Origin of the sequence: Pseudohalocynthiibacter sp. F2068 (assembly GCF_023015645.1) — a bacterium.
In the GTDB taxonomy this organism is placed as follows: Bacteria; Pseudomonadota; Alphaproteobacteria; order Rhodobacterales; family Rhodobacteraceae; genus Pseudohalocynthiibacter; species Pseudohalocynthiibacter aestuariivivens.
The window spans coordinates 218,543-241,003 of the sequence record NZ_JALKAK010000001.1 but is presented as its reverse complement, the minus strand read 5'-3'; the positions used below and the strand labels follow the sequence as shown (position 1 = coordinate 241,003).

At 53.5% G+C, this 22,461-nt stretch carries 21 protein-coding genes; 6 read left to right on the top strand and 15 right to left on the bottom strand.

The window, feature by feature from the left end; translation table 11 throughout:
- The first annotated feature begins 2 nt into the window (after positions 1-2).
- Positions 3-1,277, top strand: a complete 1,275-nt coding sequence (hflX, locus tag MWU63_RS01165; RefSeq protein WP_213887989.1) for a GTPase HflX — start codon at positions 3-5, stop codon at positions 1,275-1,277.
- Positions 1,278-1,283: 6 nt separating this feature from the next.
- Here the strand turns inward: hflX and MWU63_RS01160 are convergent, their stop codons facing one another.
- The 3 genes from MWU63_RS01160 to hemB all read right to left on the bottom strand — a co-directional run bounded on the left by MWU63_RS01160 (position 1,284) and on the right by hemB (position 5,628).
- Positions 1,284-3,746: a penicillin acylase family protein gene (locus MWU63_RS01160; protein WP_247076732.1), complete on the bottom strand. Its 2,463-nt coding sequence runs from the start codon at positions 3,744-3,746 to the stop codon at positions 1,284-1,286.
- A 192-nt stretch (positions 3,747-3,938) separates the two neighbouring features.
- The gene (locus MWU63_RS01155; protein WP_213887991.1) at positions 3,939-4,499 is read right to left on the bottom strand and encodes a YSC84-related protein; all 561 of its coding nucleotides are present in this window, start codon (positions 4,497-4,499) and stop codon (positions 3,939-3,941) included.
- Between the two features lie 130 nt (positions 4,500-4,629).
- Positions 4,630-5,628, bottom strand: coding sequence for a porphobilinogen synthase (gene hemB / locus MWU63_RS01150; protein WP_213888153.1), 999 nt, complete (start codon positions 5,626-5,628; stop codon positions 4,630-4,632).
- A 115-nt stretch (positions 5,629-5,743) separates the two neighbouring features.
- On the opposite strand from hemB, the gene MWU63_RS01145 reads away from it, so the two are divergent.
- Both MWU63_RS01145 and mfd read left to right on the top strand, forming a co-directional pair.
- Positions 5,744-6,268, top strand: coding sequence for a component of SufBCD complex (locus MWU63_RS01145; RefSeq protein WP_213888154.1), 525 nt, complete (start codon positions 5,744-5,746; stop codon positions 6,266-6,268).
- Positions 6,269-6,304: 36 nt separating this feature from the next.
- Positions 6,305-9,766, top strand: a complete 3,462-nt coding sequence (mfd, locus tag MWU63_RS01140) for a transcription-repair coupling factor (protein ID WP_247076730.1) — start codon at positions 6,305-6,307, stop codon at positions 9,764-9,766.
- A 4-nt stretch (positions 9,767-9,770) separates the two neighbouring features.
- Here the strand turns inward: mfd and MWU63_RS01135 are convergent, their stop codons facing one another.
- Positions 9,771-10,307 carry a peroxiredoxin-like family protein gene (locus MWU63_RS01135; RefSeq protein ID WP_213887993.1) on the bottom strand — a complete coding sequence of 179 codons (537 nt, stop codon included), beginning with the start codon at positions 10,305-10,307 and terminating at the stop codon, positions 9,771-9,773.
- 112 nt (positions 10,308-10,419) lie between these two features.
- On the opposite strand from MWU63_RS01135, the gene MWU63_RS01130 reads away from it, so the two are divergent.
- Positions 10,420-11,136, top strand: a complete 717-nt coding sequence (locus MWU63_RS01130; RefSeq protein ID WP_213887994.1) for an AraC family transcriptional regulator — start codon at positions 10,420-10,422, stop codon at positions 11,134-11,136.
- Here the strand turns inward: MWU63_RS01130 and MWU63_RS01125 are convergent.
- Genes MWU63_RS01125 through MWU63_RS01115 form a run of 3 tightly spaced genes read right to left on the bottom strand, consistent with a single transcriptional unit; the run spans position 11,133 to position 14,513 of the window.
- Entirely contained in the window at positions 11,133-12,350 is a 1,218-nt protein-coding gene (locus tag MWU63_RS01125; RefSeq protein ID WP_213887995.1) for a multidrug effflux MFS transporter, read from the bottom strand. The two genes, MWU63_RS01130 and MWU63_RS01125, sit on opposite strands and share 4 nt — an antisense overlap.
- 5 nt (positions 12,351-12,355) lie before the next feature.
- A complete protein-coding gene (locus MWU63_RS01120) occupies positions 12,356-12,994 on the bottom strand; it encodes a DsbA family oxidoreductase (protein WP_213887996.1) in 639 nt (212 codons plus the stop codon).
- Positions 12,981-14,513 (bottom strand): class I adenylate-forming enzyme family protein, encoded by a 1,533-nt coding sequence (locus tag MWU63_RS01115; protein ID WP_213887997.1) that lies wholly within the window; start codon positions 14,511-14,513, stop codon positions 12,981-12,983. Before MWU63_RS01115 ends, MWU63_RS01120 begins: the two co-directional genes overlap by 14 nt.
- Before the next feature lie 67 nt (positions 14,514-14,580).
- Between MWU63_RS01115 and MWU63_RS01110 the strand changes: the two genes are divergently transcribed.
- Positions 14,581-15,204, top strand: coding sequence for an XRE family transcriptional regulator (locus MWU63_RS01110; protein WP_247076728.1), 624 nt, complete (start codon positions 14,581-14,583; stop codon positions 15,202-15,204).
- On the opposite strand, the gene MWU63_RS01105 is transcribed toward MWU63_RS01110, so the two are convergent.
- From MWU63_RS01105 to MWU63_RS01090, 4 genes are all read right to left on the bottom strand, one after another.
- Positions 15,201-15,851: an MIP/aquaporin family protein gene (locus tag MWU63_RS01105; RefSeq protein WP_213887999.1), complete on the bottom strand. Its 651-nt coding sequence runs from the start codon at positions 15,849-15,851 to the stop codon at positions 15,201-15,203. The genes MWU63_RS01110 and MWU63_RS01105 overlap by 4 nt on opposite strands.
- Positions 15,848-16,324 carry an arsenate reductase ArsC gene (locus MWU63_RS01100; protein WP_213888000.1) on the bottom strand — a complete coding sequence of 159 codons (477 nt, stop codon included), beginning with the start codon at positions 16,322-16,324 and terminating at the stop codon, positions 15,848-15,850. The genes MWU63_RS01105 and MWU63_RS01100 overlap by 4 nt, the downstream gene beginning before the upstream one ends.
- Positions 16,325-16,428: 104 nt before the next feature.
- Positions 16,429-16,548, bottom strand: a complete 120-nt coding sequence (locus MWU63_RS01095; RefSeq protein ID WP_247076726.1) for an entericidin, EcnA/B family — start codon at positions 16,546-16,548, stop codon at positions 16,429-16,431.
- Positions 16,545-18,308, bottom strand: coding sequence for an extracellular solute-binding protein (locus tag MWU63_RS01090; RefSeq protein ID WP_247076724.1), 1,764 nt, complete (start codon positions 18,306-18,308; stop codon positions 16,545-16,547). Before MWU63_RS01090 ends, MWU63_RS01095 begins: the two co-directional genes overlap by 4 nt.
- Positions 18,309-18,627: 319 nt before the next feature.
- Here MWU63_RS01090 and MWU63_RS01085 point away from each other — a divergent pair, with 319 nt between their 5' ends.
- Complete coding sequence (locus tag MWU63_RS01085) at positions 18,628-19,401, top strand: 3-hydroxybutyrate dehydrogenase (protein ID WP_213888003.1); 774 nt, start codon at positions 18,628-18,630, stop codon at positions 19,399-19,401.
- A gap of 74 nt (positions 19,402-19,475) precedes the next feature.
- Here MWU63_RS01085 and MWU63_RS01080 read toward each other — a convergent pair whose 3' ends face one another.
- From MWU63_RS01080 to MWU63_RS01065, 4 genes are all read right to left on the bottom strand, one after another.
- On the bottom strand, positions 19,476-20,192 hold the full coding sequence (locus MWU63_RS01080; RefSeq protein WP_213888004.1) for a DUF502 domain-containing protein: 717 nt from the start codon (positions 20,190-20,192) through the stop codon (positions 19,476-19,478).
- Positions 20,193-20,274: 82 nt separating this feature from the next.
- Complete coding sequence (locus MWU63_RS01075) at positions 20,275-21,189, bottom strand: pseudouridine-5'-phosphate glycosidase (RefSeq protein ID WP_213888005.1); 915 nt, start codon at positions 21,187-21,189, stop codon at positions 20,275-20,277.
- Positions 21,186-22,079 (bottom strand): PfkB family carbohydrate kinase, encoded by an 894-nt coding sequence (locus MWU63_RS01070; protein ID WP_213888006.1) that lies wholly within the window; start codon positions 22,077-22,079, stop codon positions 21,186-21,188. Before MWU63_RS01070 ends, MWU63_RS01075 begins: the two co-directional genes overlap by 4 nt.
- The gene (locus tag MWU63_RS01065; RefSeq protein ID WP_213888007.1) at positions 22,080-22,415 is read right to left on the bottom strand and encodes a cupin domain-containing protein; all 336 of its coding nucleotides are present in this window, start codon (positions 22,413-22,415) and stop codon (positions 22,080-22,082) included. It lies immediately after the preceding gene.
- Between the last annotated feature and the right edge of the window lie 46 nt (positions 22,416-22,461).

The window sequence follows — 22,461 nt, the reverse complement described above, 5'->3', positions numbered from 1 at the left end:
CGTTGAGCGAGCCGACAGACGAAAAGGCCACTCGCGCCTGGGTTCTGCACCCCGATATCCAATCAGACCGTAATCGCAGGGATGCGTCCTATGCGCTGGAGGAAGCGGTGTCTTTGGCGAGGGCGCTGCCGGGGCTTGAGATTGCCGGAGCAACCAAAGTCCCACTTCCAAAGAAACGGGCGGGGTTCCTGTTTGGATCAGGCAAAATTAAAGAACTCGGATTAATTTTTGAAGAGGCCGAGGTTGAACTCGTTTTGATCAACGGGCCAGTAACCCCTGTTCAGCAACGGAATCTTGAGCGCGACTGGAAAGTAAAAATTCTGGATCGCACCGGGTTAATTCTGGAAATTTTCTCTGATCGCGCGCGCACCCGTGAAGGTGTGCTCCAGGTTGATATGGCAGCCTTATCATATCAGCGGACGCGTCTTGTGCGGGCCTGGACCCACCTTGAGCGTCAGCGTGGCGGGCTTGGCTTTGTCGGCGGGCCTGGAGAAACCCAGATCGAGGCGGACAGACGCGCGATTGACGAACAAATCGGGCGGATCAAAAAGCAGCTTGCTAAGGTTGTTAAAACCCGTGAACTGCACCGCGCGTCCCGCGCAAAGGTGCCATACCCGGTTGTTGCTTTGGTTGGCTATACAAACGCAGGGAAATCTACGCTGTTCAACCGGCTGACGGGGGCAGAGGTTTTTGTAAAAGATATGCTCTTTGCGACGCTTGACCCGACAATGCGGGCAGTCACACTGCCGTCTGGTCGCGATATCATCTTGTCCGACACGGTTGGTTTCATTTCCGACTTACCGACCCAACTGGTCGCGGCCTTTCGCGCCACGCTTGAAGAAGTTCTGGATGCAGACCTGATCTTGCATGTACGTGACATTTCGCATTCAGAGACAGAGGAACAGGCGCAGGATGTGAACGGTATTCTGACAGAGCTTGGTGTCGAAGGCATCCCCGAAATCGAGGTCTGGAACAAGATCGACCTTTTAGAGGGCGATGCACGCACCGCCGTTGAGACACAAGCGGATCGACAAGAAAATTGCTTTGCTGTCTCCGCAATTGGTGGTGAAGGATTGGATGACCTTCTTGATGCGGTCTCTGAAGAACTGACTGACCCGAAAACAGAGACTGAATTTTTGTTGCCATATTCCGAGGGCCGGAAAAGAGCCTGGCTTTTCCAGGAAGGACTTATTCAACGCGAAGATCAAACCGAAGACGGTTTTCTTTTGCGTGTTCTCTGGACAGAACGGCAGGAGCAGAAGTTTAACGCTTTGTAATACTCGTTACCTTTCCGGACGTAACCAAGTGATACCCGCAGCTGCGGCGCGGGCGAGATCAGGATCAAGCGACATCGGAATATATTCCCCGCGGCGCCACAGTTCACCGAGGTCATCATAATGGCGGGAAAGCGGATGCCCCGACTGTCCGGTTGAGATCACAAAGACAGAACTGTCCGGATCGGCAAAATCATAGACCCCCCGAAAACCCGCACCGTGTACATTCAGAAACGGGTTGCGCCCCGAACCTGAGGTGCGGCCACGCATCAAGGTGTTGTCGCCGCCACTTGTAGACTGTCGGATGTTGACGAACCAGGACAAGAGCGGCACCTGACCAAGAACCTCGTGATCTTGCGTGGCTTGGTGCAGATCCCCCCAACGCAGGGATTCCAGCGTGCCGCCGTGATTTTCTTCAATCCAGAGAAGCGCATCATCAAGCGATTGCCTTGCTGCGTCTGCGCAGGTTTCGATCGGGGCCGACTGGATGACATCGCACCACTTTGATGCACCGTCCACATCACGATAGACCCGCTCAATAAAGAGCGGTTCCACGTGGTTATATTCCTGAGCCAAAGGTCCAAGTTCATCCCGGATCAACCTGTCTTGCAACGCACGCATCCATGCGGCGTAGATCAGTGGTTCGGGAAGATGTTCATTCATTTCTCCGTTCCACTCGGCAAGTAGAGTAAGCGCACGCTGGCGCACGCGTTCGGTTGTACCATCTGCGGCAGCTTCACCAGTAAACCATAGGTCAGCTGCAACAAGTGGCAACAATGCCCGGGCAGAGAAGCTTACGGTATCAAGCTGTGCTTCGATGAAACTGTCCCGGGTGTGCACCTCACGGTTTTGCATCAGATGCTGCCAACGTTGCACGCGCTGTGTATCTCCCCAGACGTAACTGATGTGGAAAGGGAAGGGGCGATCGATCAGTTTATTATTCGTGTTTCCAAGCAACCCGCCTTCGGGTGCTACGAATTCCGGGTTTACCCGATAGCCCGCTCGGCCCTGCCAGCGATTTACCGCCCGCCAACCCGGGCTTGGCAAACGACCCTTGCTTTGATGCCGTGCTGCGCGAGACGGAACTGCGCCAATCGTTTTCAGAGCGATCGTATCACCATCGACAAGCGTCAGGTTGAGCGAAGGGGCTATGAACCTTTCGCCTGCTGCTATCCCGTCGGAAACTGTCTTAGCCCGCATCAGGGAGATTGCAGAGCTTATCGTGGTGTCATTGGGCGACAAGACCGTCCAGGAGATGGAAGCAACATGCCCCGGTGGTGTAATCGATCCCAGATCATAATGACTTGGAGGTAGGACCGGGCCATTTTCTGTCCAGCGCAATGTCAAAGGAATGTCCGGCCCATCTTTGACCCGGATGACCGATTGACTGGTTTGAAACACCTTGAACCCATGTGGTGTCTCGTATTCTTCCGGATTTTTTGGGTTAAGCTTTTCAATAAAGACATCCAGATCATCCAGATAGGACGCGGTCACACCCCATCCAAGATAGTCGCTGCGCCCCGTAAGGACAGACGGTATGCCCGGTATAGTTCCGCCAATCACACCACCGTCAGAAAGTTCCAGACGTGCGAGGTACCAGATGGCTGGCGCGGTAAAGCCAAGATGCGGATCATTTGCCAAAAGGGTAGAACCGGCCGCTGAACGTTCAGGTGCTGCAGCCCAGGCATTGGAGGCTCCGGCGAACGCGCGGCGTTTGAACGGCGAAAGCCAGTTTTCAGCAATGCGTAAAGATTCGTTCGATGGGACCGCTGTCGGGAATAGCGCTGCATAGTCCGGCAAAGCGGCAACCCCGGTTCCGGGCGCATCCGGCAGGATATCGCGAAGTCTATCTTCTGACAGGACCAGCGACAGACGGGCCCTCAGAACTTCTTCTTCCAGATGTGGCGACAGTTGCAGCGCCATTAGTTTTACAAGCGCCAGAGAATCCGCTGGTTGCCACGGTGCGATTTCCTTGGAGAACAAAAAGAATTCCGGCGCACCACGACCAAGTGCATCGTTGTTTATCCGCGCGAGCCATGCATTCACACCGGCAGAGTAAGCCTCGAGTGCTTCGCGTGTAGGCGCATCCTGAACCAGAACAGACTGCTGCGCGAGATTGTAAAGATCCAGTCGTCTAAGCAGTTCATCCACCGGAACAGTGCGTTCGCCAAATAGTTCCGACAGGCGCCCCTGTGCGGTACGGCGCATTAAAATCATCTGCCAAAGCCGGTCTTGTGCGTGAACAAAGCCAAGTCCGAAAAAGGCATCCGCATCATTTTCAGCAAAGATATGCGGTACCGATGCGTTGTTTCGCACGATCTCGACCGGTGCCGAAACGTCGCGAGTTGTATAGTTCATGTTGTAGTCTGGCAGTGATCGGCTCGCCAGATAGTAAATGACTGCAACACTAAGACCAGCGAACAGCAAAACCGTACCCAGCAGCCTCATCAACCAGCGAAACAGTCGTGACATTAGGTATCCATGCGTTGGCGCAAGTCTGGCTTCATTTCACTAAAACAAAGAGGGAGTGAAGGCAATCGCAAGCAAGTAAACAAGGATAATATGTCCTTCTGCAAAAAGCTTTACTTCTTTCGAATTTGGGCACAACTGCCTTGGCGACAGTTACAGCGAAAGCCGTCGCCAAGCGCAAAAAAGACATCGGGCTTACGGAATGATACGTGTATATTTTGTGCCTTCAAGTGTAGCCCCAACAAGTAGGCCTGCCTGCCCGAAGATCACGGCAATCACCGGATCAAGAACGGTTGTAGTCTCAACACCCAGGTTGCCCCCCTGATCTATGGCGGCATATTCCATATCTGCACCGGCGGCCCAACCGCTCGAGCGGCGAAAGGTCTCCAACGCTTCATTTGTCATGAAAAACAAAACATGTGAAAACTGCTGTGCGCCGATCTGGAGGCCGATCGAAGCAGACGTGGCAGAATAGTAATCAACCGTCACATCGTTGATCTGAAGCGCGCCACGCCCGTAACTACCGCCAACACCAAAGCCAGCCTCAGTCATCAGAGGCATCACCAGCATGCCGGTGGATTTATCCCTGAGATCGCGTGTGCCAGGGTAGGTTGCATACATATGGTTGAGTGTACCCGCGACCCGCGCATCGATCGACTCGGCACCATTGCTGCCAATACCATTTCCACATGCAGCGGTTGTTGCCGCTACGGCGCCTGCACTGACGATAAAGCTACGACGTGAATAACTGCTCATTTTTTGATGCCTTTGATAATGCCTGACGATGTGCCGGCCTTATTCTGGCCGATCCTGCACGTGACTATACGGCATAGATAGTGGTCTGTCACCAGATGTTGTGGAATTAGGCGAGAAATTGCACTAATACTTAGCCTTGAAGAATACGCGCGGCTTCCGGGGCGAAATAGGTCAACACACCGTTACAACCTGCTCGTTTAAAAGCCAAAAGACTTTCAAGCATAACCTTTTCACCATCAAGCCAGCCATTTTGGGCCGCGGCTTTGATCATCGCGTACTCACCTGAGACCTGATAGGCGAACGTGGGCACGCCAAATGTGTCTTTAACGCGCCTGCAAATATCAAGGTAAGGCATACCGGGTTTGACCATCACCATGTCGGCCCCCTCCATCAGATCACGTTCGACCAGACGAAGCGCTTCGTCGCTGCTGCCGGGATCCATCTGGTAGGTTTTTTTGTCACCTTTTAACGCGCTGCTGGCGCCCACCGCATCCCGAAACGGGCCAAAGAAGGCGCTGGCATATTTGGCGGTGTAGGACAGAATCGAAACGTTTTTGTGCCCCTCGGCCTCAAGCGCATTGCGTATCGCACCAATCCGCCCGTCCATCATATCGGACGGACCCAGTATATCCGCGCCGGCCTCTGCCTGCGCCAGAGCCATTTTCACAAGCGCTTCGACCGTTTCGTCGTTCACAATTTCGCCATCGACCACAAACCCGTCATGTCCGTTGGCATTGTACGGATCAAGCGCGATATCAGTCATGACCGCGATTTCGGGAACCGAATTCTTGATCTCGCGAATTGCACGGTTCGACAAATTATCCGGGTTCCACGCGTCTTCGCAGCTTTCGGTTCGTTGCGCGGCTTCGGTGTAAGGGAAGATGCAAATCGCTGGTATGCCAAGCGCAGCCGCTTCTTTTGCAGCTTTTGAAACCTGATCGACAGAGAGTCGTTCCACACCTGGCATGGAACTGACTGCGTCACGCTCGCCCTTACCATCACGCACAAAAACCGGCCAGATCAGATCATCGACCGTCAAAGTGTTTTCCCGGGTCAAAGCGCGCAGCGCTTCAGATTTGCGTGAACGGCGCAGTCGTGCGGCTGGAAACGGTGCAATTGTTGGTCGCATGGGGCAGCTTTCTTTCATTTTCTTCTGCGTCGCACGGATTGGCATGCATCTCAAGGGTGGCATCCGGACAAAAGCGCAGATAATGTCCGCCGAAACACGCTATGAGGGATTGCGAGTGAACTGGTATCTGAGTGTCTTTGAACTGATTGATATGCGGTCTTTCTCGAATCTCTGGTTCTGGATTTCGCTTGCTGTTGTCTGGTCGTCTGCCAGCCATTGGATTCTGGGAGTTCCATATGACATGGTCCTGCGTGCGAAACGCAATGGTGATCAGGCAATGGTTGATCTCGAAGATATGGTGCGCATCAACTCAAGACGGCTGCTTTATATTGCACGGGTGTCGGGTTTGTGGATTCTTGGGATCGGGTTTTTTATTCTGTCGAGTCTTGCAATTCTCGGTTTTTATTACTGGATCGAATTCGCACAGGCGGTGTTTCTGCTGGCGTTCCCGATGTCTGGTGTCGGGTTGCTGAGCTTGTCCACCGCACGCCTGATTGCAGATGTTAAACCGACGGGCGAGGAGCTTTGCCAAAGGCTTCACCGCCATAGGATATGGACGCAGGTTATTGGTATGGTGTCCGTTTTCGTCACGTCGCTTTGGGGTATGTACCAAAACGTTTCGGTCGGTGTTTTAGGCTGAGACTGAAACAAGCAGCACCAAAAATAGGGTCACTGAATGTCTGCCAATCACATAACCGCTGGCGGAGCCCCCGAAGGGTTTGACGCACAGATCATCGCCTCGGAGCTGGCGAAAACCGGCGGGCCGATTCTTCATATTGCACGGGATGATAAGCGGGTCGCCGCAATGCAGGCGGCGCTTGCGTTCTTTGCGCCCGATGCCGTAGTTATCCATTTTCCCGGGTGGGATTGTCTTCCGTTTGACCGGATGTCACCAAATCCTGATGTGTCGGCCACGCGTATGGCAACACTGGCGGGGCTTGCCCACGGCATGCCAAGGCAGTTCATTCTGCTAACCACCTTAAACGCAGCAACGCAAAAGGTTCCGGCGCGCAGCATTTTGAAAGAAGCCGCTTTTTCAGCACAGGTCGGCCAACAGATAGACGAGTCTGCCTTACGCAACTTTCTGACGCGTATGGGGTTTAGCCAAACCCCAACGGTGATGGAACCCGGCGACTACGCAATTCGGGGGGGAATCATCGATATCTATCCTCCGGGCGAAAGTGGGCCGGTACGTTTGGATCTGTTCGGCGATGTATTGGATGGTGCACGACGATTTGACCCCGCAACGCAGCGCACAACTGAAAAGCTAAGCGTGATCGAGCTGGCCCCGGTGTCCGAAGTGATACTGGATGATGCATCGATCACCCGGTTCCGACAGAACTATCGCATCGAATTTGGCGCTGCGGGAACGGATGATCCGCTTTATGAAGCGATCAGCGCCGGGCGCAAACATCATGGTGTAGAGCATTGGTTGCCGTTTTTTCACGAACGACTAGAAACCCTTTTTGACTACCTGCCGGACGCCAGCGTATTTCTGGACGATCAGGTAACGCCAACACGCCTTGCGCGGTGGGACTCGATTGCAGATCAATACGAAACCCGTCATCTGGCGCTGAGTGAAAAAGGCAGGATGGATACGGTCTATAAACCGGTTCCGCCCGAATTGCTTTATCTGGACGACACCGCCTGGAACGCGGCGATTGATGGGCATCGTGTTATCGAAATGCACCCGCTACCACGCGCGACCGGGCCCGGCGTCATCGATGCAGGAGGGCGGATCGGTCGAAATTTTTCGCCAGAACGTCAACTTGAAAATGTAAGCCTTTTTAGCGCCTTAAAAGGTCATATTAATGCTATCAGACACGACAGCCAGGTAATTCTCGCAAGCTATTCAGAGGGCGCACGGGAGCGCCTGCAGGGCTTGATGGCTGACGAGGGCCTGACCAGCACCAATCTTATCAAAGATTACCGCGATGTCCCTGACGGAACAGGCGGTGTGCACCTTGCGGTCTGGGCGCTTGAGCATGGCTTTGTCGCGAAAGGGCTGACCGTCATCTCTGAGCAGGACGTGCTGGGTGACAGGCTGATCAGAGCGCCAAAACGTAAAAGACGCGCGGAAAACTTCCTGACAGAAACACAAAGCCTCAGCCCGGGCGATTTGATCGTCCATGTCGATCACGGCGTTGGGCGCTACAAGGGCTTGGAAACCATAACAGCGATGAGCGCGCCGCATGAATGCATCGCGCTTGAATACGCAGGCGGCGACCGTTTGTTTCTACCTGTTGAAAACATTGAACTTCTTTCAAAGTTTGGCCACGAAGAGGGGTTGTTAGACCGCCTTGGTGGTGGCGCATGGCAGGCCAAGAAAGCCAAACTTAAAGAGCGTATTCGTGAAATAGCTGACAAGCTGATCCGGCTTGCTGCGGAACGCGCCTTGCGCCGTGCGCCGATCATGGAACCACCCCATGGTATGTGGGAGGCGTTTTCAGCCCGTTTCCCCTATCAGGAAACCGAAGACCAACTGCGCGCGATCGAGGATGTTCTGCACGACATGGGTTCGGGTCAGCCGATGGACCGGCTCATTTGCGGTGACGTAGGCTTTGGAAAGACTGAGGTCGCAATGCGGGCCGCGTTTATCGCAGCACTTTCCGGTGTCCAGGTTGCCGTCATCACCCCAACAACACTTTTGACTCGCCAACATTACAAGAGCTTTTCTGACCGCTTCCGGGGTTTTCCGGTAGAGGTGCGGCAGTTATCGCGATTTGTGTCAGCAAAAGAGGCCGCCGCCACAAAAAGCGGGCTGGCTGATGGAACGATCGATATTGTTATCGGAACCCATGCACTGCTTGCCAAGACCATTCGCATCAAGAACCTTGGTTTGCTGGTCATAGACGAAGAACAGCACTTTGGCGTGACCCATAAGGAACGCCTGAAGGAAATGCGCAGTGACGTTCATGTTCTGACGCTTACGGCAACCCCGATCCCGCGAACCTTGCAAATGTCGCTGTCCGGGGTGCGTGACCTTTCCATCATTGGCACGCCCCCTGTCGACCGTCTGGCAATCCGCACTTACGTCAGCGAATTTGATACGATCACGCTCAGAGAAGCCCTGTTGCGGGAACATTATCGCGGCGGGCAAAGCTTCTTTGTTGTACCGCGCATCAAGGACCTGCCAGAGATAGAGGCGTTTCTGGCAGACCAGGTGCCTGAAGTCAGCGTTGTTGTCGCCCATGGGCAAATGGCAGCAGGTGAGCTCGATGACAGGATGAACGCCTTTTACGACGGCAAGTATGATGTTTTGCTGGCAACGACGATTATAGAAAGCGGGTTGGATATACCAACAGCCAACACGATGGTTATTCACCGGGCGGATATGTTTGGCCTTGCACAGCTTTACCAGATACGGGGCAGGGTGGGGCGTTCCAAGACCCGGGCTTATGCTTACCTCACCACCAAGCCTCGCAGCCCGTTGACACCAAACGCTGAAAAACGCCTGCGTGTGCTTGGCAGCCTTGATGCACTGGGCGCCGGGTTCACGCTGGCCTCGCAAGACCTTGATATCCGGGGGGCGGGCAACCTGCTGGGTGAAGAACAATCGGGTCAGATGCGCGACGTTGGATATGAACTTTACCAATCCATGCTGGAAGAGGCGATTTCCAAGATCAGATCGGGCCAACTGGAAGGTGTGGTCGATGGTGACGGCCAATGGGCGCCTCAGATCAACCTGGGTGTACCCGTGCTGATCCCGGAAAAATTTGTTCCTGACCTTGATGTGCGTCTCGGGCTTTACCGACGTCTTTCTGGCCTAACGACAAAGGTGGAACTGGAAGGCTTCGCCGCCGAACTTATTGATCGTTTTGGCAAGCTGCCGAAAGAGGTGAACACCCTGCTGCTGGTTGTGCGGATCAAAGCGATGTGCAAACGCGCAGGTATTGCCAAGCTTGACGGTGGTCCAAAAGGCGCAACCATCCAGTTCCACACCGATAAATTCGCCTCACCCGAAGGATTGGTAGATTTCATCCATGCCCAGAACGGGCTGGCGAAAGTACGCGACAACAAGATTATCGTGCGGCGTGACTGGAAAAGTGAAGCCGACAAAATTAAAGGCGCCTTTGCGATTGCCCGCGATCTGGCAGAAAAAGTCGTCGCGAAAGAAAAGGCCGCAAAGGCGCGCTGAGTTTTTAGACCGCGCCGGTGTATTCACCGCGGGCAGGGTAGCCGTTGGCAACTGCGAAATCGATTGCGCCAAGCAGTTCTTTAAAATGAGGCCGCACAAATGGCATGGTCTGGACGGACATATAATAAAGCGACTGATCCTTGTTCACCATGAACAGGCCGGGTTCAGAGAAAAGCGCAGGCTCCTCAATACCAATCGAGGTTTTGCCGCGAGAGGTCGAGATATAAAGCCCCCATTCACGCGCCTTTTCGAGCGACAGGTCATAGCCAAAGCGAAGGTTTTTTGTCTTCATTTTGTCCGCCATGTCTTGCGCGCGCTCCACACCATCTGAGCTGATCGCAACCGTCTTCACACCGCGCTCTTCAAACTCTGGTGTCAGGCGCTCAAGTTCGGCAAGATAACCTGTGCAGATCGGGCAATGCAGTCCGCGGTAAAAGCAAACGACAGTTCCAAGATCTGCACCGTCGGTCGCAAGATCAAACTGGCCACCCCCAAGAAGAGGTACCGTAAGTTCAGGGGTTTTTTCGCGGGGTACAAGCATTTTCTTATCCTTCTACGCTGTGTCTCGATGAATTCATTCCTTGTCTATAGACCACTAATGGTCGTAAAAGTGACGTAATATACGATAATACGTCCTGATAAGGGTAGCTCAGATGTCTCTTGATCGGCTCGCTTCGCTCGTTAAATTCTTGCAGATCAAAACTGTTTCGGCGCCTCCTTTGCGGGACGCAGGTTTTTTTGTTCTGAAGAATAAAGATGGATATGTTCTTGCGACATCCAGCCATGGCGTACGGTCAGACACGATTCTTGCTGTACGGTTCTCAAACACAGGCGCGCTCGATTCCCTGCTGACGGCTGTTGGCTGCCATAGCCATCCGGTCGCGCCCGAAGATGCAATTTATCCCATTCTGGAACTTTGCGAGGCGGAACTGCAAAGGCCCAGATGTGGGGCTGAAACCTTGATGGCAGGCTATGCGGAGGTGCTTCTGATTCACTTCCTACGCAGCGCTATAGAATTTGGTCGTGCCGAGGTTGGCGTATTGGCCGGTTTGTCTGATCCACGTCTTTCGCGGGCATTGGTCGCTATCCATGATCAGCCGGGACGAAACTGGAACACCGATGATCTGGCAGCGGTGGCTGGTATGTCGCGGTCTGTGTTTATGGCACGTTTCCGTGCGGTGATGGGTGATCCCCCTATGGGATACCTCAGGCAATGGCGTCTGGCGCGGGCGCGTGACGAGATTATTGCCGGAGCACGGGTGAACGAGGTCGCGTTGCGTTACGGCTATGGTTCGGCCGATGCCTTCGCACGCGCATTTCGAAAAGCTGAGGGAGTATCCCCCTCTGATTTGCGCAGACAGGCCGCCTAGATATGGTTGTGTTTTACACGTTCCAGGTTTTTCATCCGGCGCATGAGCAGGCTTGCAAGAACGGAACAAGCGAACGTGCCAATTGCCAGCGGCAATGGCGTTCCATCGAAAGCCAATCCTATTGGCGCAGCAATCACCACGGCCAGCACAGTTGATACAGCCCCGATAATTGATGCCGCCATTCCGGCGATATGACCCATGGGTTCCATCGCCAAAGCATTCAGGTTGCCGATTGTCAGACCAACCATAAAGAAAATCGATGTCGTCCAGATAAAGAAGGCCGGAAAGTAAGCCCATACCGGCCAGAGGTCGAACCCCGTCACCAGCGCCATCGTTCCGGAAAACGCAACCTGACCAAGAAGCGCGATGCCGATAAGGTAGCGCATTCCCAGACGCACCACCAAGACTGCATTCACAATGCTTGCGGATGAGGCAATCACAGCGGTTAGACCAAACCACAGAGGGAAGTAAGTGCTTTCACCAAAGGTAACATCATAGATCTGCTGTGTGGACGAAATGACCGCCATTAAAATGCCAAATGTCAAGGTTTGCACCATCGTTGACAGAACAAACATCTTGCTGGCTGACACTTCCTTTAGTGCGTTTTTAAAGTTGAAAATGCGAAGCGGAATGCGTGCAGTGCGTGGCAATGTTTCTGTCTGCCTGAACGCCAGCCAAAGCCCGGTGGCCGTCGCAAAGATAACGAAGGCAGCATAGATTCCGCGCCAGCCGAAATAATGAATGATCACAGCGCCTAGCGACGGGGCAATCGCCGGAACGAGCGAAAAGACAAGCATGGTAAACGACATGATTTTTGCCATCTGGCGGCCTGCATAAAGGTCCCGGATAATTGCCAGTGCAACAACTCTTGGCCCGGCAGCACCAAGCCCTTGCAGGGCGCGTGCGGCCAACATTGTCTCCAGGCTTTCGGTTTGCCAGGCAAACCAGGCCGCGAAAATGTAAAGCGCCGAGCCGCTTAGAAGCACACGTTTACGACCAAAGGCGTCAGAAATCGGTCCGGTGAAAAACGTCCCGATTCCCATTCCGAAAACGAAGCTCGTCACAACAAGCTGCGCGCGGTTCAGTTCTGTTGGTGACAACTCTTTGCCGATTTCGGGCAGCGCCGGCAACATCGCATCAATCGAAAACGCGATGGTCGCAAACAACATCGCCATCAAGGCGACGAATTCTACAATGGGCAGGCGCTGCGGCATAGATCTCAGTCTTTTATCTGCTCAAGAATCTCTTCAACAACTTCACCCCAGAGTTCAGGAGGTTGTGCGCCGCTCAAAACGTGCTGATTGGCCACGATGAAGCAGGGAACCCCGCTTACACCACGTGCGCGCGCGTGTTCGTCGCGTGCGCGGATGTCGTCGCTGTCCGCATCTCCGGACAACAAATGCCGCACCATGGCAGGGTCCATTCCAGCCTTTTCGGCTACATCGACCAAAACATCAGTGTCGCCAATGTCACGCCCCTCTTTGAAATATGCGCGGAACAGAGCGGATACGACGGGTGTCTGACGCCCCTCAAGCCCTGCCCAATGAATGAGTCGATGTGCGTCAAGCGTATTTGGCGTACGTGTCATCGCAGCAAAATCAATATCAAGCCCGGCTTCTTCCGCCGTTTTGGCGATGGGTCCGTAAACACGAAGCGCGCCTTCCTGGCCACCAAACTTTGCTTCCAGATACTCCCGCCGATCCATGCCTTCGGCGGGCATATCCGGATTCAGTTGGAAGGGATGCCATTCAATATTGAATGGGTGCTCAGGATGCGCTTCAAGTGCGCGATCCAGGTAGGATTTTCCGATATAGCACCATGGGCAGATCGGGTCGGATAGGATATCAAGCTTGACCATGGAGGTCCTCATATTCTTGTCTTAATGCGCGCCTTAGCAGCTTGCCGTTTGCGCCTTTTGGCAAAGTTTCCACCCGTACAAATAGCCGTGGTGTCTTGTAGCGGGCCAGCCGGGTCGCGGCAAAGCGGTTCAGGTCGTCGTCCGTCAGGGGTTTATCTGCGGTATAAAAAGCCGCAATCACTGTAGTGTCTGCTTTTACGCGAACTTCTGCAACTGCGGATTCATGCACATCCGGGTGAGCATTAAGCGCAGATTCAACTTCGATCGGGGAAACCCGGAAACCGCCAGCATTCATCATATCATCCGCGCGGCCCAGATAGGTGATTGCACCATCCTTTGCCATAGACACAGTGTCGCCGGTAACAAACCACTCGCCTATAAATCGCGATTTGGTTTCATCTTCGGCGTTCCAATACCCAAGCATCAAACCGGGATCTCGATTTGAAACTGCCAGTGTTCCTAGTGTATCTGAGGGCACCAATGCACCCGTTTCATCCAAAACCGCAATGCGGCGGCCCTGCTGCGGATAGCCGAAACTGCGTTTTGAAGGTGGATGGTCCGGGCAACCCGATACAAAGGTTGAACATTCCGACATGCCGTATGCTTCAAAAATTTCGGTGCCCGTGGCTGTGCGCCATCGTTCCTTGGTGCTGATGGGTAGCTTTTCACCGGCTGAGAACCCATGACGCAGCTGAGGTGCGTCAATCGTTTCGTTTGTTTTCAACAACTGCCGATAAACCCCGGGGGCCGCTGCAAATAAACTTGCCTTATGGGCCCGTATTAATTGGGGAAACGTGGTTGAGTCCGTCCCGGGACATGGGATCAGCGCTGTTGCCCCTTTTGTCCAGGGGTCCATCAAACCGGTGCCAAGCGTGTAAGTCCAGTTAAACGCTCCAGCATGCAACAACCGGTCGTCCTGCCGTAAACTATACCATCCATCCCACATCATGCGACGCGCCCATATAGCGCGGTGTGCGTGGCAAACCGCGCGTGGCTTTCCCGATGTGCCAGACGTGTAGATGACGTAGCCTAGACGTTCGGGGTCGCCCAGTATGAAATCAGCCATGGGTAACGACTGCATCGCAACCATAACCTCTTCAGTTACCACCCTGCAGGGTGGATCTGACGGGTAGGGGACCCCGGAGGCCGCAATAATTAGCTTTGGTTCAATCTCGTGAATGATCTTGCCGACCTCATACTCGGTAAGCTGCGCGGCTGTCGGCACCGGTATCAAATCAACTGCAATACATGCGAGAAAGGCGATTGGGAATTCCACAGTATTGCCCAACCGCATCAAAACGCGGTCTCCGGGCTTCAGGCCAAGCTCTTGCAACCCTGTTGCAGTTGCGCGAACTACCTTTTCCAGTTCTGAATATGTCCAGACCTCTGAACGATCCGGAAACAGAATTTCAAGCGCTGGTTTTTCTGGCAGCGTTGCCGCCGAACCCAATACATAAGCCGCCATGTTGAACGGGTCAGGGCAGGGGGCTGGCGGGCCTTGGTCAAACAAAGAAAACATGAATAGTCTGCTACGCCCGCATCGGAAAAGTTGCAAGCCAACTGCGCTTGGTTCTATACGTCAGCCCATGGAAAGAAAAACTCAGCCAAGTATCATAAGAATCGCACGCGAGAACGGAGAAGAAACGCGCGCAGAACCGCTTAACCTTGGCGTTCGCGTCCGCGAGTTACGCAAAGCAAAAAACTGGACGCTTGAACAGGCAGCAAAACACGCCGGGCTGGCGCGTTCAACGCTTTCTAAAATCGAAAATGGCCAGATGTCACCCACATATGAGGCGTTGAAAAAACTGGCCGAGGGGTTGCAGATATCAGTGCCGCAACTGTTCACCCCACCCTTGCGCGAGCAAGTTAACGGGCGCATGGATATTACAAAATCCGGTGAGGGAAACAGCCATGCAACAACTACATATGAGCACGAACTTCTCGCGGTATCGCTGGTAAAAAAACAAATGCTTCCCTACCGCGCCAGAGTGCGCGCGCGAAGCCCGGAAGAATTTGACGGCTGGGTGCGGCACGACGGTGAAGAGTTTCTGTACGTTCTGACTGGCGGGGTGCGTCTTTACACCGAGTTTTACGAACCCGTTGATATGCGCCGCGGTGACAGCGCCTATTACGACGCATCAATGGGACACAATGTGATTTCAACAAGCCCGGAAGACGCTATGATCCTTTGGGTAACATCACTAAACTAGTTCTTCGGAAAAAGAATAGGCAGTACAATTGCCGCAACACCCACGCCAACGATCTGCGTCAATATGAACATGCTGATATGCGCAGGATTGATCCCGGCAAAAGTATCGGAAAACCCACGCGCAATCGTGACGGCGGGGTTCGCAAAACTGGTTGAGGACGTGAACCAGTAAGCCCCTGTGATGTACAGGCCCACAAGCGGTGGCACGGCGTCTGGGCGATGCTTGATACCACCAAAGATAACCAGCAACAGACCAAAGGTCGCGATTATTTCGCTTGCCCATTGGTTAACGCCGGTTCGGTCAGTATTTGATAGCTGCAATATCGGCAGGTCAAACATCAGATGGCAGGCCCAAACCCCGATAATGCCACCCGCGATCTGCACAACAACATATGGCAGCACGTCTGACACGTCGTGTTCCCTGCGAATTGCAAAGGCCAAGGTCACTGCCGGGTTAAAATGCGCACCGGATACCGGGCCTAAGGTTGTGATGATTGCGTAAAGGATACAGCCAGTGGCAATTGCATTCGCAAGCAGTGCCAGCGCGATATTATCACCAGCAAGCGACTCTGCCATAATCCCGGAACCGACGACGCCAATCAGAAGAAATGCTGTACCAATAAACTCCGCCAGCAGTTTACGTATCATGTCAGTTTTCCGATGCGATCAAGCGTTTCTTTTAGCTCGTTAACATCAAGTCGGTCCAAGGGCAAAGACAACAACGCAGCCGCGCGTTTTGCCAAAATATCATAAGCCTCCTGAAACGCCCTTTCCCAGTCTCGTTCTGCAGCTGCTGCAGGATCTTCGACACCCCAATGGGTGCGCACCGGGGCACCGGGCCAGATCGGGCAGGTCTCACCGGCAGCGGAACCGCAAACGGTGATCACAATATCCATTTCTGGCGCGTCAGGTTCCGCGAACTCATCCCAGCTTTTGGATCTGGCGTCGCGCGTATTGTGCCCTAACTTTGACAACAGCCGTAGCGATTGTGGGTGAACCGATCCGGACGGGCGCGAACCGGCAGAATACGCCCGCAAACCGGGTATATTGCTGTGGTTAATAATGGACTCCAGCAGGATAGACCGTGCCGAGTTTCCGGTGCATAGGACAAGTATATTCATAGGCTGCGCGATAGACAATTTTTGTAACACTTTCACGACAAAACGACACCAAGGCCATTTTGTCGTCGGTCGGTCGCTTCGTTAGCTCGAAGACTTACACAGGCTCAGAATGCGTCGCCAACCTTTCGTGCGCCGGCTGAAACATCGCGGCCAAAACCTTCGACGGTTGCACAAGCTGACAGCCCCAAAAGAGCGGTGATTAGCAAAACTCTGATCATTTTCATTCCTTCCACCACCAGACGTCGGGCAAAAACCCAACCCAGTCGCCATACATCGGTAAAGTCTCCGGATACTGCAGCTGACGCACATGAGCAATACGTGAAATATTCCACTGGTATATCGGAATGACATATCGGCCCGTTGTGAGAACCCGATCAAGGGCGCGGGTCGCTGCGACAAACTCATCTCTGTTTTCTGATTGCAGGATGGCATCAATCATCGCTTCAGCAGCCGGAGACTCCATTCCCATCCAATTGCGCGACCCTGGCTCTGTTGCTCCCTCTGAACTCCAATAGAGCCTCTGTTCATTGCCCGGACTAAGCGACAAGCCGCGCCGGTAATACGTCATGTCAAAATCATATGTGGTTGTGCGTTCCTGATACTGCGCGCTGTCAATCACGGTGACGGTTGGGGTAACGCCAAGCCGTTGCAGGGATTGGGTGTAAATATTGATGATCGACTGGTTCTCAGCACTGCCTTGTTTTAGCAGAATTTCAAATGTGAATGGCTGTCCCTGGGCATTCTTCATCACACCTTCCTGTACTGTCCAGCCAGCCTGCTCCATCAAACGCAGCGCAGCGCGCAGGTTTTTGCGGTTGCGTTCTGTTCCATCAGAGACCGGCAGCGAATAGCCCTCAAGCGCGCCCGGCAACAGTTCGTCCCTGAAAGGCGCCAGAAGTTCAGCCACGCGACCTTCTGCTGGCCCGTCTCGCATTCCCAAAACAGAGTTTGAAAAGTATGACGTGATCCTTGGCTGCTGACCGTTTGTCTTGGTTGCGTTTATGAACTCGAAGTTAAAAACGTGAATCATCGCATCTCGCACCCGCCAGTCCTTGAACTGGTCTTGCCGTGTGTTCATCACGAAACCGGTAATGCCGGAAGGGCGTTGATGCGGGACAATTGATTTCACGATATCGCCAGACTGAACCTCGGGAAAATCATACTGTGTTTCCCAGTCGGAGGCGTTGAATTCCCTTTTGAGAGATAGCTCACCGCCTTTGAAGGCCTGTAAAAGCAGGCTGGCATCTGTGTAAAAATCAATACGGATTTCATCAATATTATTTGTTCCGCGCCGAAAGGGCAGGTCACGCCCCCAATAGTCAGGGCTGCGTCTGAGTTTTACAAAACGCCCGGCTTCAAATTCCTCAACAACGTAGGGTGCAGTTCCAATTGGAATATTCTCAAGTCCGGATTGCGTAAAATCTAGCCCGTCCCATTGTGACTTTTTCAGGATCGGGCGAAGCCCCATCAGCAGGGCAAGTTCACGATCTTCAACATTGAACGTGAACCTTACAGTACGCTCACCAACCACCTCTGTGCTGGCGACTTTAGCCCATGCCCCGTGATAGCGCGGATGCCCAACCGTGCCGAGTGTTTCGTATGACCATATGACGTCATCCAGCGTGACAGGGTTGCCATCTGAGAATCGTGCCTCTTTGCGCAGCGTGAATTCCACCCATTCCCGATTCGGTCCTGTCTCTACCGATTCGGCCAAAAGACCGTACAGCGTGAAGGGTTCATCCCAGCTTCTGCCCATCAAACTTTCATAAGTCAGGAACTGTAGCTGCCAGGGAACAGTGCCTTTCAGGATGAAAGGATTGAGCGAATCAAAGCCACCAGATTCGCCAACAACGATGCGCCCCCCCTTTGGTGCATCGGGGTTCGCATAGGGCAGAGACACAAAATCAGGTGGTAAAGCCGGTTCGCCATACATAGCTATGCCATGACGCGGTTCAGCCAGTCCGATTCCTGCGCTGCAGAACATGACAATTGCAGTCCCAAGGCATCGACACGCACGGAAATTAATTGATCTCATTTTGGCAACAATCCTCGGGTTCCCTTGTTTGACTAGCGCTGACGCTACCAATGCTTTGCAGTCAATTCAAACTTTTAGCTTGGCCAGTGGCGGTAGATTGCGTATAAGAGAGTCACTGCTCGATAGGTTTCTTGCCTGTATGAAACCTGCCTCAATAACTTAACGCCAGCTTCGTGCTGGCGTTTTTTTTGTCTCTGATGACCACTAGCTGTAGATTTTGCAGGTGCAGCAATTATAGTCTCGCCGAGTATCAGAAAGAAGGGTCGTCATGTCACTATCAGGAAAAACAGCGGTTATCACCGGATCCAACTCCGGCATTGGTTTGGGCGTTGCTGTGGAATTGGCCAAAGCCGGGGCGGATATTGTTCTGAACTCGTTCACGGATCGGGATGAAGATCATGCACTGGCTGAAAGCATCGCCAGAACGCATGGAATCAATGCACGCTACATCAAGGCAGATATGTCCCAAGCGGACGACTGCCGCAGCCTGATAAAGCAGGCTGGCAAGTGCGACATCCTGGTTAACAATGCGGGCATTCAGCATGTCTGTCCGATTGATGAATTTCCCATCGACAAATGGGATGCGATCATTGCAATCAATATGAATTCTGCGTTCCACACCACTGCTGTTGCGCTACCCATGATGCGAAATGCTGGCTGGGGCAGGGTGGTCAACATCGCCTCGGCGCATGGTCTGACGGCGTCTCCCTTTAAAGCAGCCTATGTCGCAGCCAAACACGGGGTGGTTGGGATGACAAAAACGGTTGCTCTGGAAACCGCTGAACAGCCGATAACAGCAAATGCGATCTGCCCCGGCTATGTTTTGACACCGCTCGTTGAGGCGCAAATTCCCGATACAATGCGGGAATATGACATGAGCCGGGAAGACGTGATCAAGAACGTTATGCTGACACGCCAACCGTCCAAAGAATTTGCAACGGTTGAGCAGATCGGCGGAACCGTTGTCTTCCTCTGTTCTGACGCGGCGGCGCAGATAACCGGAACTACCATCAGCGTGGATGGTGGCTGGACAGCGTTGTAAGAGACCTGCATTCCGAATGCGTTGTGGCGGCGGCTAAACCGATCTGACGGACGTTGCCGCCAACGCCTTTGGTATTACGACTCTGCAGTGGCAGCTGTTTTTTCTTTCTTGGTTGCCATTGGGCGGGTTGGATCTTTTCCATTCGGGTAGACCAATCCAGCGGAGATCACCAGTTTTGCGGCATCCTCCACGGTCATATCCAGTTCAATGATGTCGGATTTGGGAACGAAAAGTAAAAAGCCTGATGTCGGGTTCGGGGTCGTTGGTAGAAAGACCGAGCTGAGATGATCATCAACTGGAATCTTCTTATCTACTTCGCCCTTTGCATCTGTAGAAATAAATGCGATCGCCCAAATCCCCTTGCGTGGATATTCAACAAGACAGGCTTTTTCGAAACTTGATTCCGCCTGGGAAAAAACCGTTTCGGCGATCTGTTTCAGACCATTGTAGACAGAGCGGACAACCGGCATCCGGTCAACCAGGCTTTCACCCCAGTTGATCAACGAACGTCCCATAAGGCCTTTGGCCATCCAACCGACAATCACGGTGAAGATCAAAAATATGATCACCCCAAGGCCACGCAGATTGATGCCAATATATTGTTCGGGGCGAAGATCGGATGGCACCAACGGCAACACCCAACTGTCCATCCAGCCTGTGACAGTCCACATCAACCAAATCGTCAGACCGATTGGCGCGATAACAACGAGTCCCGTCAGAAAGCTTGCCCGAAAACCCGACAACAAACGGCGAGGGCGGCGTTCCGGGATATGTGGCTCGTCTTGGTTCATTCAAAGTGTCCTGTTATCAACGCAGGGAATTTAGGTCTTTCTGCGCTTTCGTACAATAAGCACAAGTCCTTCGACGCCGTTTTTAATCATTTAAAGCAAAAGCGCGGGCAACTTTGCTCGCAAATCGTGCATTGTTCAAGACCAGTGCAATGTTTGCGCTAAGCGACTGACCATTGGTGAGCTCAAATATTCTGTCGAGCAGGAAGGGTGTAACAGCTTTCGCAGTGACACCCTGTTGCTCGGCCTCTTTCAATGCCTGATTGATGAGTGGTTCCAATAGGTCCTTCGATATCTCGGCCGCTTGCGGGATCGGGTTTGCAATCAACTGCCCTCCGGGAAGGCCCATTGCTCTTCGCATTTTATGCGCTGCCGCAATCTCAGAAGGGCTGTCCATCCGTAGCGGTGCCGGAAGCCCGGAACTGCGTGACCAGAAGGCCGGAAATTCTTCTTGCCCGACACAGATCACCGGCACGCCAAGCGTTTCCAGAACTTCAAGTGTTTTTGGTAAATCAAGGATGGCCTTCGCACCTGCGGCCACGACAGTGACTGGAGTTTCCGCAAGTTCGCGAAGGTCCGCCGAAATATCAAAACTGTCTTCTGCGCCCCTGTGCACTCCGCCGATCCCGCCAGTTGCAAAAACATGGATGCCAGCAAGATGCGCGCTGATCATCGTTGCGGCAACAGTCGTCGCCCCAGTGCCACCTGTTGCAATGCAGGCTGCGATATCCGCACGAGACAGTTTGGCGACATCTCTCGCCTGACCCAGGGCTTGCAGTTCAGCGTCGCTTAACCCGATGTGGAGCTTTCCTTTGATCACAGCGATGGTTGCTGGCGCCGCGCCATTCTCGCGAACGCAGGCTTCAACTTTTCGCGCGGTTTCGACATTTTGCGAGTAAGGCATGCCATGCGTAATAATCGTACTCTCGAGCGCGACAATCGGGTCACCATTGACGCGTGCTTTACTAACTTCGGGTGCATAGACAAGGGGGAGCGTCATAAGGGTGTTTCTCCGGACACATAGTGAGCTGCAGCAGTAAGTGCGCTCTCAAGGGCTGTCGTGCCCGTTTCACCACGGTGCTCCGCCGCGATATGGGCTGCCATAAAGGTGTCTCCGGCGCCGGTCACACGACTGACCATGACTTCCGGTGGCTGTGCCGTCAAAAGTGTTTCCTTGTCTCCCAGTGCAGCCATATTGCCACCATCACTCACCATCGCGCGAAATGCGCCGCGTTTCACCAGTGCCAATGCGGCCTCAGCTGTACTTCCAAAGTCGCGCTGGCACAGGTATCCTGCTTCTTCAAGATTGACGTAAAATGTTGCACGAGGATGCTTCAGCAACGGGTTCAATCGCTCTGCCTTGCCGGGGGACGCTGGTGCGACCCGCAGGTCTGCAGCAGCAAACAGCGGATTTTGGGAAATGTCCTCAAGCAATGTTTCGGTCAGATTGCCATCAAGCGCGACAAGCCCCGGATATGGGGCCTGAACGTTGCCGAGTGTTCCATCCGCGAGTGGACGCAGGATTTTGTCGCCTGCAGCTTCCAGCGAATGAGCGTCCGCGATCGCCGCGATCAGACCATTCGCACCTTCGACCGCCATGTAGATATCTGTGGGCAAATCATCAGAAAGATAGATATGGTCAGTGATCATGCCGATTCGTGTTGCGGTAGCCAGCAGTTCCTGACCTTCTTCGTCTTTTCCGATTGCCGTAAGCAATGCGGGCACCAGATCGAATCGGGTCAGCGTCATTGCGATATTCATCGCAACACCACCGGGAATCCGCGCGATACGACCCGGAACGTCCGACCCAAGACGCATCGGACTTGCAGAGCGGCCAATCACATCCCAAAGAACGGAGCCGATACAAAGGATTTCCGGTATTTTTGTCATTCAGGGTTTCAACGGGTAGCGATCCGGCTCTTCAAAGGCATCCATAACGAGCGTTCCGGCCTTTATTTCGGCACCGTGCACCGCACCGGATGGGATATTGTAACTGTCACCCGGCGCATATGTTTTGGCTTCACCGTCAATGGTCAGTTTTACAGATCCTTCGATCACAGTTCCCCATTGCCCAAGATGTGAATGCGGCGGAAGAACAAAATCTTTGTGAAAACGGAAGAAAACGACGAGGCCCGCATCCGAGCGAATAGCTTTTGTACTGACTATATCCTCCGGAAAGGGAATCTCCAGGCTCGGGAATTTCTGGATGAATTCAGGTAGTTGCATTTAGGGACCTCCGTAATTTTGGCCGGAGCCTAGCATATGGGTTGGC